We start from the raw sequence: 14,329 nt of genomic DNA on the forward strand, positions 1-14,329 counted from the left end.
ACCTGCAGCATAAGTTAGCATGACGGTACGCACCTAAAACGCCGGTTGCATGCGCAGAATTTCTTCTTTGCGAAAAACGATGAGAAATAAATACGCCATACTGCAACAGATACAATTTTGCGGAAGGGCATACGCAAAAGAGCGGGACGCAGCTTACGCTTATCGGCGCCTGTGGTCTTTACAGGGCTGATAAGCGTAGGCCGCACCCGGGAATGCTTTAACCCAACGCTTTTGCCAGTAGCGTAATGGGATGTTCGCAGCGTTTGCTTGTAGACATCTCAATCTGCCACTTACAGGTTTCACAATCGGTGACAACAAGGTCGGCGCCGCTCTCTTCAATCTGGCGGAACAGCGGTGCGCCGATGGATTGCGATGTCGGATAGTTTTCCTTTTTAAATCCGTACGTACCGGCAATGCCGCAGCACTGTGAATCAAGTACTGTCAATTCAAGCCCCGGAATTTGACGCAACAGTTCAAGCGTGTAAAGCGTCCAGCCCATTTTTTCCATATGACACGGCGTATGGTAGACCACTTTCAGCGGCAAAGGGTTAAGCGGCAGCGTTTTCCCGGCATCCAGTTTGCGCCATAGCCAGCGGGTGGCCAGCTCGATATGTTCGCGTAGCCCGGCGTTGTCCACGTCCAGCACTTCAGGATATTCATCGCGCAACGCAAACGTACAGGTCGATGACGTGGCGATGACCGGAATACCTTTGACGGCAATCGCCTCGCGTAGCGATTCCACATTGCTGATAGCCTGTTTGCGAGCTTTATCCGTAAAACCGTTAGCGATCAGCGGCACGCCGCAGCACTTCTCTTTACTCAGTAGTTGTACGCCGGTGCCCATTGCGTTCAGCACTTTAATCAGATCTTTTCCAAGTTGCGGATGGTTGTAATTCACAAAACAGCCGTGAAAAAAGGCGACCTGATCTTTGTATGTGGCCTGTTGCGCCGCCACGCTACGATACCAGCGGCGGAAGGTGCCGAAAGAGTATTTTGGTAAGGTGCGGCGATGATCGATTTTTAGCGCATAATCAAGCAACTGGCGCACCGGCTTTAATGCGGTGGCGGTATTGACCACCGGCGCGAACGGCGTTGAAACGCTGCCCATGAGATCGGTATGGCTGAGAATAAAGTTACGCAATGACGGGCGCGTTGTATCGTATTTCGCGCGGGCGCGCTGGATGATATCGCCGATCTTCACGTCCGACGGACAGGCGACCTCACAACGTTTGCAGTTAATGCAATATTTCAGCGCCTCATCATACAGTGTACCGTCTTTCAGACGCAGACGCTCGCCATCCGGTCCGGCCTGTTTAGGACCAGGGTAGCCAGGATTAACGCGGCTGACCGGGCACGCGGTGGTGCACACCGTACATTTAATACAACTTTCAAAACGTGTGTCGCTCATTGCTGTTCTCCTGCACGCTCGGCGATATGGTGCGCGGCGTGGAGGGCGCTGACTGCGCAGACGCCGCCGCCGCATCCCTGGGCTATAGGGTCGAACCCCGCCAGCACAGAACCTATTGCATACAGATTTTCTACCGTGTTACCCGCAAGGGAGGGGCGGAAAGCGTCATCCGTCACGACGCCAAACTGCTGCCAGGGCTGTGGGTCGAAGAAATGTTGTTGATACCATTCGGCGCGGGAGGCCGTTTGTTGTACGTCGAGTCCTAAAATAGGTTCGCGGATCTCGTTACGCTCAGCAACCAGGCCGCTACTAAAGAAGCTACCGCTGGCAAGTACGGCAAAACGCGGACGCAGTGGGATATCGGCATGGTTGCGTGTCCATATTTCGCTCACGATACCGTGACGGCAGGTGACTTTCTTCACTTCATCGCCTGGCATCCAGATGCCGCCCTGACGAGCAAACTGGCGCTGGAGCTGATTGTGCAGACGTATACCGAGCACCGATGGCGGCAGCGTCGGCAACAGCGTGAGCGCGCAGGGCAGGCGTTCGTTAAGCCAGCGCCACAGCCTATCGTTCGCCAGCCCGAAACAGGCGGGCATGATGATCATGTCGCAGTTTGTCGCTATCGGTGATAGCGCGTCGTAAAGCAGTGGCCATTTTTCTTCGTTATCAAGCAGACGCGCGATATTGACCGCGCGAAATTCCGTCGGGTTATCACGCAGTACGTCCAGTTCCGGAAGGTCGATTTCTGCGGTTTCGACGTTGAGATCGCGTTGGCGCAGCGACGCTGCCGCAAGGTGCGCCTGGAAATCCAGTAATCCACTAACGCCGACGACGCAAATTCGCTGTGCGGATAACGGCCAGACCGGCACTTCAGGCGAGCTAAGCCAGGTTGAACGCAATGTGCCAAGCGGTGTTACACGCTGGTGCGCCTGTTGTACGTCACCGTATAACTGCGCGCCGCTGGCGTTAAGTAGCGTTTGCGCCTGTTGCGCCAGCGTAAGGACTTTTTGCGCGCCCAAACGCGAATAAGGATGTTCAGGCGCCTGGCGGCGCAGCGCATCAAGCCCGGCGGTAATCTCGGTCACCGGTTGGCCGTCGGGCAGGGCGCTGAGCAGATCCAACGAGCCAGAGGAAAAATGCAGCGCGCTTTGTCCGCGAGTGACAATGGCGCAACGTAATCCATGCTGCTGGAGTTGCAGTCCGCATAGCAAACCGGCGAGACCGCCGCCCATAATAACCGTATCAAATTTCATCCTGGTGCTCCTTCTCCAGACCGCATAATCCCTGATAAACCCAGCGCGTGAATTCGCTTTCGCGCAGTGCGTCTCCCCAGGCGACAGGTTGTACGCCCTTCCAGCGTTCATTCAGAAACTCAGAGAGTTGCGTAATAGATTGCGCCGCGGTCGTCACATTAAAACGCTGCAGCAGCCCGGCTGCGCGGCAGGCGCACAGTTCGCCCTGGCAAGTGCCCATGCCTACGCGGGTGCGACGACGCAGATCCAGCAGGCTATTCACGGTTAAGTTTTCGACGGCATACTGCACTTCACCGGCCGTGACGGCCTCGCATTCACAGACCAGGCTACGGTGTTGGCGGCCTTCACTCAGCCATCCCGGCGTGCGATCGCCATGCCGATAAACCGCCGATCCGCGTAGCGGCGCGGGAAGCGAGATAATGCGTTTCAGCGTATGTTCCGTAGACTCTTTTGAGCCAGGCAACGGCGTATCCGCCGTGATGCAGGGGCGTGTATTGCCCAACTTGCGGCACACGGCGTCGGTGGCCCATTCCGCCATCAGGCGGTAAGTCATTAGCTTCCCGCCGGTAATGGTAATGAAGCCTTCAAGCCCGTCGCGCTCGGCGTGGTCGAACAGCACAATACCGCGGCTGACGTTACGACCGCTGGGATCGTCATCACTGGCCACCAGCGGGCGGACGCCAGAATACGCGCGCAGAATACGCGTCTTCGCCATGACAGGGGCCAGTTTTTCCCCTTCACGCAGCAGGATATCTACTTCATCTGCGGTAACGCGGTTGCTGTCTATCTCATTGTAATCAATATGGGTAGAGGTGGTGCCGATCAGTGAAATCGTATCGCCAGGTACCAGAATGTCGGCATCCGATGGTTTCCGGCAGCGGTTAATCACATGCTGGTTGATCCGATGGTCCATGATCAACAGCGACCCTTTTGCCGGAAACATGCGGATACTCAGGTCGGCGTATTCGGCGATCCGTTGTCCCCAGATACCTGCCGCATTGACCACCACCGGCGCATGAAGCGTCTGGGTTTCGCCAGTGAGATGGCTGCGCACATGAACACCGCAGACCGTTGCGCCTTCACGAATGAGCCCGGTTACTTCATGCGCTGTTAAGACGATTGCGCCATGTTCTCTGGCATCCAGCATATTGGCGGCGGTAAGGCGGAAAGGGTCCACGGTGCCATCCGGCACTTTTACCGCGCCGATGAGCGCAGGATTAACGGAGGGCTCAATGATGCGCGCCTGCTGCGGATCGATGGCTTCAGCGCGAATGCCTGCCGCTTCACAGGCGTGAATAAAGGTGGCCTGAAACGCAAGATCATCTTCCGGTAACGTAATAAACAGACCATCCGTCGGTTCGACGCAATGGCGGGCGATCCGTTTTAAGATCTGGTTTTCACTAATGCACTCGCGCGCGGATTCCGCGTCAGTAACGGCATAACGAGCGCCGCTGTGCAGCAGCCCGTGGTTACGCCCGGTCGCGCCGGTCGCAATATCATGCCGCTCCACCAGGATGACACGTAAACCGCGCAGCGCGCAGTCGCGGGCGATCCCTGCGCCTGTTGCTCCACCGCCAATGATAATCACGTCACTTGCTTGCGAGTCACGAGTTTTCATTGTTTTTCCTCACAGTTCGTTTTTTATCATTTAGCCATACAAATCATATGGAATGTTTGATTTCGCGCATAATCGCTCATTATTCGAAAATGAAACGTGATTTCGTGCGCTTTTCTGAACATTATTCATAAATCTGTAACAATATGTGCTGTAATTCACATTCATGAGACAGATCTTTACTTAACATCGCGGCCACACTGGGAACAGCGGGGTCGTTTGAACGAACTGCGGTGTTTATCTCTAAATAAAATACGGGCCACGGAGGCTACAATATGTTGAGTATTTTTAAACCAGCGCCGCATAAAGCGCGCTTGCCAGCGGCGGAGATTGATCCGACCTATCGCCGGTTACGCTGGCAGATTTTCCTGGGGATATTCTTTGGCTATGCCGCGTATTATCTGGTGCGCAAGAACTTTGCCCTCGCGATGCCCTATCTGGTAGAGCAGGGTTTTTCGCGCGGCGATCTGGGCTTTGCGCTATCCGGGATTTCCATCGCTTATGGTTTTTCGAAATTTATAATGGGGTCGGTGTCCGATCGCTCGAATCCGCGCGTTTTCCTGCCGGCAGGGTTGATTCTGGCCGCAGCAGTCATGCTGTTTATGGGTTTTGTGCCGTGGGCGACGTCCAGCATCGCCGTGATGTTTGTGCTGTTGTTCCTTTGCGGCTGGTTCCAGGGGATGGGGTGGCCGCCGTGCGGTCGAACGATGGTTCACTGGTGGTCGCAGAAAGAGCGCGGCGGCATTGTGTCAGTCTGGAACTGCGCGCATAACGTCGGCGGCGGTATCCCACCACTGCTGTTCCTGCTGGGGATGGCGTGGTTTAACGACTGGAAAGCGGCGCTCTATATGCCAGCCTTTGGCGCGATTGTGGTGGCGTTGTTCGCTTTCGCAATGATGCGCGATACGCCGCAATCTTGCGGTCTGCCGCCTATCGAAGAGTATAAAAACGACTATCCTGACGACTACAACGAAAAAGCGGAAGAAGAGCTCACCGCGAAGCAAATCTTCATGCAGTACGTATTGCCGAACAAATTACTGTGGTATATCGCTATCGCCAACGTGTTTGTCTACCTGCTGCGCTACGGTATCCTCGACTGGTCGCCAACGTACCTGAAAGAAGTGAAGCATTTCGCTCTGGATAAATCCTCCTGGGCATATTTCCTCTATGAATATGCCGGTATTCCAGGCACCCTGCTGTGCGGCTGGATGTCAGACAAAGTATTCCGCGGCAACCGTGGCGCGACGGGCGTATTCTTTATGACCCTGGTCACTATTGCGACCATCGTTTACTGGATGAACCCGGCTGGCAACCCAACCGTTGATATGATTTGTATGATTGTTATCGGCTTCCTGATTTACGGTCCGGTGATGCTGATTGGTCTTCATGCGCTGGAACTGGCGCCGAAAAAAGCGGCGGGTACGGCGGCGGGCTTTACCGGTCTGTTTGGTTATCTGGGCGGTTCTGTCGCCGCAAGCGCCATTGTGGGTTATACCGTTGACTTCTTCGGTTGGGATGGCGGCTTTATGGTGATGATTGGCGGCAGCATTCTGGCGGTAATCCTGCTGGTGGTCGTGATGATTGGCGAAAAACGCCATCATGATGAGCTGCAGTTAAAACGCAACGGAGGCTAATAAACATGAAAACCACACTGAAAAACCTTAGCGTGGCACTGATGTTGGCAGGAATGGCAATCGGAAGCGGTGCCGTGGCGGCTGAAAAAGTCGTCATTGCCCACCGTGGCGCCAGCGGTTATCTGCCGGAGCATACGCTACCGGCGAAAGCGATGGCGTATGCGCAAGGGGCAGATTACCTGGAACAGGATTTGGTGATGACAAAGGACGACCATCTGGTCGTCCTCCATGACCACTACCTTGATCGGGTGACTGACGTCGCTGACCGTTTTCCGGACCGGGCGCGTAAAGATGGGCGTTATTACGCTATCGATTTTACCCTGGACGAAATTAAATCCCTGAAGTTTACCGAAGGGTTTGATATTGAAAACGGCAAAAAAGTACAAACTTATCCGGGGCGTTTCCCGATGGGAAAATCTGATTTCCGCATTCATACCTTTGAAGAGGAAATTGAATTCGTTCAGGGATTAAATCACTCTACCGGTAAAAATATTGGTATTTATCCGGAAATTAAAGCACCGTGGTTCCATCATCAGGAAGGGAAAGATATTGCCGCGAAAACGCTGGAAGTGCTGAAGAAGTATGGTTATACCGGCAAGCAGGATAATGTCTATTTGCAGTGTTTTGATGTCGCTGAGCTGAAACGTATTAAGAATGAACTGGAACCCAAAATGGGGATGGATCTCAATCTGGTTCAGCTTATTGCGTATACCGACTGGAATGAAACACAGCAGAAACAGCCGGATGGTCGTTGGGTGAATTACAACTACGACTGGATGTTTAAGCCGGGCGCCATGAAGCAGGTGGCGGAATATGCGGACGGTATTGGTCCGGATTACCATATGTTGGTTGCGGAAGGCTCGACGAAAGGGAACATCAAGCTGACTGGAATGGTGCAAGACGCGCATCAGAATAAGATGGTAGTTCATCCTTACACTGTGCGTGCCGATCAATTGCCAGACTATGCCACAGATGTCAATCAGTTGTACGATATCCTGTATAACAAGGCGGGGGTCGACGGGCTGTTCACCGACTTCCCGGATAAGGCGGTCATGTTCCTGCAAAAAAATGATTAAAGGTATGCCATAGTAGAAGTGAAGCGCCGGATGAGGGCATAAACGCCTCATCCGGCCTGGCGCAACGTTCGCCAGCGTAGGTCTGGTAAACGCAATGCCATCAGGCGGTGTTGTTTTATAGCAAGCCCTCATCGGTCAGTGTTTCCATACATTTTTGCAATAAAAATAGCGGACTTCCTTCTACCGGCGGTTCTTTTGCTAACAGGGAAATTTGTCGATAAAAGGTGGGTTCCAGCGCCACGGAACATAATTTTCCTGCCGTGGCTTTTAAGGTTAACTCTGGCAATAAGGCGATGCCTAATCCCTGTCGAATAAAACTCAGCGCAGTATCGGGATGGTTAAATTCATATTTAAATATCGGCTCAATACCCTTTTCTTTAAACAATGCCATAATGCTTAACTCATAACGACCTTTACTGACAATTAGTGGTTCGTCCATCAGTTCTTCGACCGTTACTGTACTGTTAGTCGACAGGGGATGATTTTCAGGCACTACTACGGTGAATTTATCCCGGTAAATGGGGACACAATACATACCGTTGACCGGAAAAGGAACGAAACCGGCATCAATACTTCCGTCCTGCAGCGAATCAATAATAGCCGTACTGTTCTCTTCATAGGGGATAATTTTTACATTTGGATGATGGCTTTCAAAATAGCGAATTACGCCAGGTAAAATACAGGCGCAGGCGCTGGGAAAACAGCCAATCCGTAGCGTACGGGCCGGGTTCTTTTTTTCTTGTTCGGCAATCTCTTTTACCGCGTTGACGTCGCGCTGGATCGCGCGTAAATGCCTGACGATGCGGCTACCGGCGGCGGTAAGCTCAATCTCTTTGCGACGATCACGAATCAATATGCCAACGCCGAGTTCCTCCTCAAGCGCGGAGATAGCCTGGCTGACGGCGGATTGCGTCATGTATAGCCGCTTGCTGGCCTCGGTAAATCCGCCGTACTCCAGCACGGCAAGCAGGGCGTGGATTTGGGTTAATGTCATTAGTAAAACCTAATTAATATAATTAAAACGATTAATTTCTCTAATAGAGTGCGCTTGTTTATACTGACATTCTATCGAATACATCACATTTTGACGCACCTGATAGGTGTTCAGTTGAGCTGAGCGTTGCCTGCGTGCGCCATCTGAACGGGTCGTTAAGAATGAAAGAAAAATTATGGACGAAGGATTTTTGGGCGATAACCCTGGTCAGCTTTATTGTCTTTTTTGTTTTTTACGTACTGCTGACGCTATTACCGATATATATTTCTGACCGCCTGCATGCTTCTGCGGATAAGGCCGGATTATTAGTGACATGTTTCCTGGCTGCGGCAATTGTTATTCGGCCGTTTGCCGGACAGTGGGTGGGAAAATATTCGAATAAAAAGATTCTGATGCTCTCTTCTCTGGCTTTTTTGGTGATTACCGCGCTGTATCCGGTTTGCCATTCCATCGAGTCGCTGCTCTTTATCCGCGTACTTCATGGGATTACGTTTGGTGTTATTACCACGGTAAAAGGAACTATTTCAGCGCGGTTGATTCCGGCCTCCCGACGTGGAGAGGGCATCAGCTTTTTCTCTTTAGCAATGGGCCTGGCGATGGTCGTAGGACCGTGGATCGGTTTGAATATGGCTCGCTGGAACGCGTTCACCGCCGCATTCTGGCTCTGTACCGCTGTAGCGGTATTAGGGATTGTGCTTTCCCTGATTGTGACGGTCCCTCCGGTAATCCATCATGCCGATGGTTCCAGGCCGAATCTGGGTTTTACCGCGATGTTTGACCGCGCCGCCTTGCCTTTTGCGCTGGTCACCTTTTTCATGACCTTCTCCTATGCGGGCGTGTCGGCTTTCCTGGCGCTGTACGCTCGTGAGCTGGATTTAATGGCGGCGGCCAGTAATTTCCTGCTGTGCTACGCTATTTTCCTGATGATATGCCGTACCTTCACCGGGAATATTTGCGATAAAAAAGGTCCGAAATATGTTGTTTACCCATGCCTGTTGGTCTTTACCATCGGCCTGCTGGCGCTGGGCTACACCAATGGCAGCATCATAATGATGATTTCCGGCGGTTTAATCGGTATCGGCTACGGTTCGGTTACGCCGGTTTTCCAGACGCAAATTATCAGCTCGGTTGAACCGCATAAAATCGGTGTAGCGAATTCACTGTTCTTTAACGCGATGGACGCCGGAATGGCGATTGGCGCCTTTATTATGGGAATGATGGTTGAGCCGGTTGGCTATCGTATGATTTATGTTGCTGGCGCGGTGCTGGTGATACTCGCTGGCGCACTGTATGCCGTGCAGATGAAAAAACGTGGCGCGATGCCTTTGGTTTCCACCAGCGAGTTGCACTGAGTTACATCTCGATTTCGATATCGCCTTTTGCCCTGCAGCAGCAGGGCAGAATTTCTCCCGGCTGGATAAACGCTAAAGGTTCCGTAATCCAGTCAACCTGACCGGCAACCAGTCGGGTACGACAGGAGCCGCAATATCCTTCGCGGCACTGATACTCTACCTCAACGTTATGCGATTCCAGCGCGGCCAGCAGAGAAGGGTGTTCATCCTGGCACAGCAGTTGTGTGCCAGTGATGCGCAGCGTGACGCGTCCCATCAGAGCTGGAAATTGCTCAGATCGTCGGTATCGACTTCCGAATCGATTTGTCCGACCAGATAAGAGCTAACTTCCACTTCCTGTGGCGCGACCTGAACGTTATCGGACACCAACCAGGTATTGATCCACGGGATTGGGTTAGAGCGGGTCTGGAACGGCAGATCCAGTCCCACCGCCTGCATACGAATGTTAGTAATATATTCAACGTATTGACACAAAATATCTTTATTCAGGCCGATCATCGAACCGTCGCGGAACAGATAGTCCGCCCACTCTTTTTCCTGCTGCGCCGCCTGTACGAACAGGTCATAACATTCCTGTTTACACTCTTCGGCGATTTCCGCCATCTCCGGATCGTCCACGCCGCTACGCAGCAGGTTCAGCATGTGTTGCGTGCCGGTCAGATGTAGAGCTTCGTCACGGGCGATCAGACGGATAATTTTGGCGTTGCCTTCCATCAGTTCACGCTCGGCAAATGCGAAAGAGCAGGCGAAGCTGACGTAGAAGCGGATGGCTTCCAGCGCATTGACGCTCATCAGGCACAGGTAGAGCTTCTTCTTGAGTTCACGCAGGCTCACGGTAATGGTTTTGCCGTTCACCGTGTGCCTGCCTTCGCCCAGCAGATGCCAGTAACTGGTCATCTCGATAAGTTCGTCATAGTAGGCAGAGATACCTTCGGCGCGCTTCTGAATTTGCTCATTAGTCACGATATCGTCAAAAACAACCGCCGGATCGTTGACGATATTACGAATAATATGGGTGTAAGAGCGCGAGTGAATCGTCTCGGAAAACGCCCAGGTTTCTACCCACGTCTCCAGCTCCGGGATAGAAATGAGCGGCAGCAGGGCTACGTTCGGGCTACGTCCCTGAATGGAATCCAGCAGCGTCTGGTATTTGAGGTTGCTGATGAAGATATGTTTTTCGTGCTCCGGCAACGCCTGATAGTCGATACGGTCGCGGGAGACGTCGACTTCCTCCGGACGCCAGAAGAAAGAGAGCTGTTTTTCGATCAGTTTTTCGAAGATGTCATATTTCTGCTGGTCATAGCGTGCAACGTTGACCGGCTGGCCAAAGAACATGGGTTCTTTGAGCTGATCGTTTTTCGTCTGTGAAAAAGTGGTGTATGCCATTGAAGTGAATCCTTTATGGGATGAGCACCGGATGGCGGCGCAAGCGCCTTATCCGGCCTACAAACCGTACAATCGTAGGCCGGGTAAGCATCGCGCTACCCGGCACTATTCATCAGATCTTACAAGCGCCGCTTTCGCAGCCATCGTCCTGAATAGAAGGCGCCAGATCGTCCTGCGCATCTTCCGCGCCGTCGCGGGTATTTTGATAGTACAGAGTTTTCACGCCAAACTTATATGCGGTGAGCAAATCTTTCAGCAGTTGCTGCATCGGCACTTTTCCTGACGGGAAACGCGACGGATCGTAGTTGGTATTGGCGGAAATCGACTGGTCGATAAACTTCTGCATAATACCGACAAGTTGCAGATAACCGTCGTTGTTCGGCATCTCCCACAACAGTTCGTAAGCGTCTTTCAGATGCTCATAATCCGGCACGACCTGACGCAAAATACCGTCTTTCGAGGCCTTGATGCTGACGTAGCCACGCGGTGGTTCGATACCGTTGGTGGCGTTGGAGATCTGGGACGACGTTTCCGACGGCATTAGCGCCGATAGCGTGGAGTTACGCAGACCGTGGGTTTTGATCGATTCACGCAACTGTTCCCAGTCGTAGTGCAGCGATTCGTTGACGATCGCATCCAGATCTTTTTTATAGGTGTCGATCGGCAGAATGCCTTTTGCATAGGTGGTTTCGTTGAACCACGGGCAGGCGCCTTGCTCTTTCGCCAGTTCGTTGGACGCTTTAAGCAGATAGTACTGAATCGCTTCGAAGGTTTTATGCGTCAGATTATTGGCGCTACCGTCGGAATAACGTTTACCGTTTTTCGCCAGCCAGTAGGCGAAGTTAATCACGCCAATGCCCAGCGTACGGCGGCCCATTGCGCCGCGTTTGGCGGCCGGAATCGGGTAATCCTGATAATCGAGTAGCGCATCCAAAGCGCGTACTGCCAGAATAGCCAGTTCTTCCAGCTCGTCCAGGGTTTTAATGGCACCCAGGTTGAATGCAGACAGCGTACACAATGCAATTTCGCCGTTTTCATCGTTGACATCGTGTAGCGGTTTAGTCGGCAGGGCAATCTCCAGACACAGGTTAGACTGGCGTACCGGGGCGACAACCGGATCGAACGGACTGTGAGTATTGCAGTGGTCAACGTTCTGGATATAGATACGGCCGGTAGAGGCGCGTTCCTGCATCATCAGCGAGAACAGTTCGACCGCTTTCACACGCTGTTTGCGGATGCTGTCGTCGTTTTCATATTTCACGTACAGGCGTTCGAACTCCTCCTGGTCGGCGAAGAACGCATCGTATAGCCCAGGCACGTCGGAGGGACTGAACAGCGTAATGTCGCCGCCTTTCAGCAGACGGGTGTACATCAGTTTGTTGATCTGTACGCCGTAATCCATGTGACGTACGCGGTTGCCTTCCACGCCGCGGTTGTTTTTCAGCACCAGCAGGCTTTCAACTTCCAGATGCCACATCGGGTAGAAGAGCGTTGCCGCACCGCCGCGCACGCCGCCCTGCGAGCAGGATTTCACCGCCGTCTGGAAGTGTTTGTAGAACGGGATGCAGCCGGTGTGGAAGGCTTCGCCGCCGCGAATCGGGCTACCCAGCGCACGGATGCGGCCCGCGTTGATACCGATACCGGCACGCTGGGAAACATATTTCACAATGGCGCTGGAGGTGGCGTTGATGGAATCCAGACTGTCGCCGCACTCGATCAGTACGCAAGAGCTAAACTGACGGGTCGGGGTACGCACGCCGGACATGATGGGCGTCGGCAGCGAGATTTTGAACGTAGAGACCGCATCATAAAAACGTTTTACATAGTCAAGACGCGTTTCACGCGGATAGTTCGAGAACAGGCAAGCGGCCACCAGGATATAAAGGAACTGAGCGCTTTCATAGATTTCGCCGGTCACGCGGTTCTGCACCAGATATTTACCTTCCAGTTGCTTAACGGCAGCATAGGAGAAGGTCATATCGCGATCGTGAACGATAAACGAATCCATCTGCTTGAACTCTTCTTCCGTGTAGTCTTCCAGCAGATGATTGTCGTATTTGCCAAGCTCAACCATTTTTACCACATGGTGGTAAAGCGCGGGCGGCTCAAACTGGCCGAAGGCTTTCTTACGCAGGTGGAAAATCGCCAGGCGCGCGGCCAGATATTGATAATCCGGCGCATCGCGAGAGATCAGATCTGCGGCGGCCTTAATAATAGTTTCATGGATATCGGAGGTCTTAATCCCATCATAAAACTGAATATGCGAGCGTAGCTCGACCTGAGAAACCGATACGTTGTTCAGTCCTTCTGCCGCCCAATCAAGAACGCGATGAATTTTGTCGAGATTGATGCGCTCAGTACGGCCGTCACGCTTTGTCACCAGCAGACTCTGATTCATGTGGTTTTCTACCTGTTTACCTGTCCGTGAAAGAAATAGTATCCCCCGCTTATCCACAACGCCACATTGTGACTAACTCTGTGGATAAATACTATATATAGGGGGTGATCGATAAATGAAACGCTATATGGTGAGTATTCTAGTAGGGATTCTTTTGAGTACAAGAGTTGATTTTGGCGTTAAATTGCGGTTGCAAAAGAGTAAGAATCGCTAAATGCGCGTCTGATAAGGCCTGGAGAGGATGTCAACAATTCATAAAAAAAAATCAAAATTTGATCGAGTGCTGATTTCTTCATCGAAGAGAAAGATTGCGCCCGATGATCTGACGCAACCTTCATAAGAAAATTCTTTGACGTCACGCTTTTTTGGCGCGGGTATGCAACATGTAGTTAACGTCTACCCCGGGGCCGAGTTTAAAAGTATTGGTAATCGGGTTGTAGTGCAGCCCGGTGATATGTTGCTCCTTCAGGACGGTCTCATCTACCCAGCCTAACAGTTCAGCGGGCTTAATGAATTTCTTCACGTCGTGGGTGCCTTTTGGCACCATGCGCAGAATATACTCAGCGCCGACGACCGCCATCAGCCAGGATTTTCCGTTGCGGTTCAACGTTGAGAAAAACACCTCGCCGCCGGGTTTAACCAGTTGGGCGCAGGCGTGGACGACCGATTGCGGATCGGGAACGTGCTCCAGCATTTCCATGCAGGTGACGACGTCGTACTGCTGAGCGTGTTTTGCCGCATGCTCCTCAACCGTCTCCTGCACGTACTCTACCTTGATACCGCTTTCCAGCGCATGCAGTTTGGCGACCTGCAAAGGCTCAAAGCCCATATCCAGCCCGGTAACGGTAGCGCCTTCGCGCGCCATGCTCTCCGCCAGAATACCGCCGCCGCAGCCGACATCGAGCACCTTTTTACCGAACAGGCCGCCGGAACGTTCGGCAATGTAGCCCAGACGCAGCGGGTTAATACGGTGCAGCGGCTTAAATTCGCCTTCCAGATCCCACCAGCGTGACGCGACTGCTTCAAATTTGGCAATTTCTTCATGGTCAACGTTATGGCGTTCCGGCGCTTTTTCGGCATTCATAGGGGCTTCTACTCCTTATTTAGCAAGACGAATAAGTATATCAGGCATTCCCGGCGAATAAACGGTATTGGTTTACCTCAATCAACGCGGTTGTGTTATAATTTGCGACCTTTGAATCCGGGATAC

11 protein-coding genes are annotated in these 14,329 nt (G+C 52.5%); 3 read left to right on the forward strand and 8 right to left on the reverse strand.

The window, feature by feature from the left end; genetic code table 11:
* Window positions 1-217: 217 nt before the first annotated feature.
* The 3 genes from glpC to glpA are packed head-to-tail and all read right to left on the reverse strand — an operon-like array spanning window position 218 to window position 4,282.
* Entirely contained in the window at window positions 218-1,408 is a 1,191-nt protein-coding gene (gene glpC / locus ACE15A_RS06900; RefSeq protein WP_023248486.1) for an anaerobic glycerol-3-phosphate dehydrogenase subunit GlpC, read from the reverse strand.
* Window positions 1,405-2,664, reverse strand: a complete 1,260-nt coding sequence (glpB, locus tag ACE15A_RS06905; RefSeq protein WP_053507751.1) for a glycerol-3-phosphate dehydrogenase subunit GlpB — start codon at window positions 2,662-2,664, stop codon at window positions 1,405-1,407. The genes glpC and glpB overlap by 4 nt, the downstream gene beginning before the upstream one ends.
* Window positions 2,654-4,282: an anaerobic glycerol-3-phosphate dehydrogenase subunit A gene (glpA, locus tag ACE15A_RS06910; RefSeq protein ID WP_023248484.1), complete on the reverse strand. Its 1,629-nt coding sequence runs from the start codon at window positions 4,280-4,282 to the stop codon at window positions 2,654-2,656. The genes glpB and glpA overlap by 11 nt, the downstream gene beginning before the upstream one ends.
* Before the next feature lie 272 nt (window positions 4,283-4,554).
* On the opposite strand from glpA, the gene glpT reads away from it, so the two are divergent.
* The gene (gene glpT / locus ACE15A_RS06915; RefSeq protein WP_000948741.1) at window positions 4,555-5,913 is read left to right on the forward strand and encodes a glycerol-3-phosphate transporter; all 1,359 of its coding nucleotides are present in this window, start codon (window positions 4,555-4,557) and stop codon (window positions 5,911-5,913) included.
* A gap of 5 nt (window positions 5,914-5,918) precedes the next feature.
* A complete protein-coding gene (gene glpQ, locus ACE15A_RS06920; protein ID WP_000858946.1) occupies window positions 5,919-6,989 on the forward strand; it encodes a glycerophosphodiester phosphodiesterase in 1,071 nt (356 codons plus the stop codon).
* Window positions 6,990-7,104: 115 nt separating this feature from the next.
* Here the strand turns inward: glpQ and ACE15A_RS06925 are convergent, their stop codons facing one another.
* Window positions 7,105-7,983, reverse strand: coding sequence for a LysR family transcriptional regulator (locus ACE15A_RS06925; RefSeq protein WP_023248483.1), 879 nt, complete (start codon window positions 7,981-7,983; stop codon window positions 7,105-7,107).
* 161 nt (window positions 7,984-8,144) lie between these two features.
* Between ACE15A_RS06925 and ACE15A_RS06930 the strand changes: the two genes are divergently transcribed.
* The gene (locus ACE15A_RS06930; protein WP_053507749.1) at window positions 8,145-9,335 is read left to right on the forward strand and encodes an MFS transporter; all 1,191 of its coding nucleotides are present in this window, start codon (window positions 8,145-8,147) and stop codon (window positions 9,333-9,335) included.
* A gap of 1 nt (window position 9,336) precedes the next feature.
* On the opposite strand, the gene yfaE is transcribed toward ACE15A_RS06930, so the two are convergent.
* From yfaE to ubiG, 4 genes are all read right to left on the reverse strand, one after another.
* Window positions 9,337-9,591, reverse strand: coding sequence for a ferredoxin-like diferric-tyrosyl radical cofactor maintenance protein YfaE (yfaE, locus tag ACE15A_RS06935; protein ID WP_000533921.1), 255 nt, complete (start codon window positions 9,589-9,591; stop codon window positions 9,337-9,339).
* The gene (nrdB, locus tag ACE15A_RS06940; protein ID WP_023248481.1) at window positions 9,591-10,721 is read right to left on the reverse strand and encodes a class Ia ribonucleoside-diphosphate reductase subunit beta; all 1,131 of its coding nucleotides are present in this window, start codon (window positions 10,719-10,721) and stop codon (window positions 9,591-9,593) included. Before nrdB ends, yfaE begins: the two co-directional genes overlap by 1 nt.
* A gap of 112 nt (window positions 10,722-10,833) precedes the next feature.
* Window positions 10,834-13,119, reverse strand: coding sequence for a class 1a ribonucleoside-diphosphate reductase subunit alpha (nrdA, locus tag ACE15A_RS06945; protein ID WP_023248480.1), 2,286 nt, complete (start codon window positions 13,117-13,119; stop codon window positions 10,834-10,836).
* Window positions 13,120-13,474: 355 nt separating this feature from the next.
* Window positions 13,475-14,203 carry a bifunctional 2-polyprenyl-6-hydroxyphenol methylase/3-demethylubiquinol 3-O-methyltransferase UbiG gene (gene ubiG, locus ACE15A_RS06950; protein WP_023248479.1) on the reverse strand — a complete coding sequence of 243 codons (729 nt, stop codon included), beginning with the start codon at window positions 14,201-14,203 and terminating at the stop codon, window positions 13,475-13,477.
* Between the last annotated feature and the right edge of the window lie 126 nt (window positions 14,204-14,329).

This window comes from Salmonella sp. HY31 (genome assembly GCF_042604575.1).
GTDB classification, from domain to species: Bacteria; Pseudomonadota; Gammaproteobacteria; order Enterobacterales; family Enterobacteriaceae; genus Salmonella; species Salmonella diarizonae.

What these genes read in the sequence shown, in the direction of transcription:
- nrdB (WP_023248481.1), bottom strand. Translation starts at nt 10,721, where the DNA reads ATGGCATACACCACTTTTTCACAGACGAAAAACGATCAGCTCAAAGAA.
- ACE15A_RS06930 (WP_053507749.1), top strand. Translation starts at nt 8,145, where the DNA reads ATGAAAGAAAAATTATGGACGAAGGATTTTTGGGCGATAACCCTGGTC.
- yfaE (WP_000533921.1), bottom strand. Translation starts at nt 9,591, where the DNA reads ATGGGACGCGTCACGCTGCGCATCACTGGCACACAACTGCTGTGCCAG.
- glpT (WP_000948741.1), top strand. Translation starts at nt 4,555, where the DNA reads ATGTTGAGTATTTTTAAACCAGCGCCGCATAAAGCGCGCTTGCCAGCG.
- ACE15A_RS06925 (WP_023248483.1), bottom strand. Translation starts at nt 7,983, where the DNA reads ATGACATTAACCCAAATCCACGCCCTGCTTGCCGTGCTGGAGTACGGC.
- glpB (WP_053507751.1), bottom strand. Translation starts at nt 2,664, where the DNA reads ATGAAATTTGATACGGTTATTATGGGCGGCGGTCTCGCCGGTTTGCTA.
- glpA (WP_023248484.1), bottom strand. Translation starts at nt 4,282, where the DNA reads ATGAAAACTCGTGACTCGCAAGCAAGTGACGTGATTATCATTGGCGGT.
- glpC (WP_023248486.1), bottom strand. Translation starts at nt 1,408, where the DNA reads ATGAGCGACACACGTTTTGAAAGTTGTATTAAATGTACGGTGTGCACC.
- nrdA (WP_023248480.1), bottom strand. Translation starts at nt 13,119, where the DNA reads ATGAATCAGAGTCTGCTGGTGACAAAGCGTGACGGCCGTACTGAGCGC.
- ubiG (WP_023248479.1), bottom strand. Translation starts at nt 14,203, where the DNA reads ATGAATGCCGAAAAAGCGCCGGAACGCCATAACGTTGACCATGAAGAA.
- glpQ (WP_000858946.1), top strand. Translation starts at nt 5,919, where the DNA reads ATGAAAACCACACTGAAAAACCTTAGCGTGGCACTGATGTTGGCAGGA.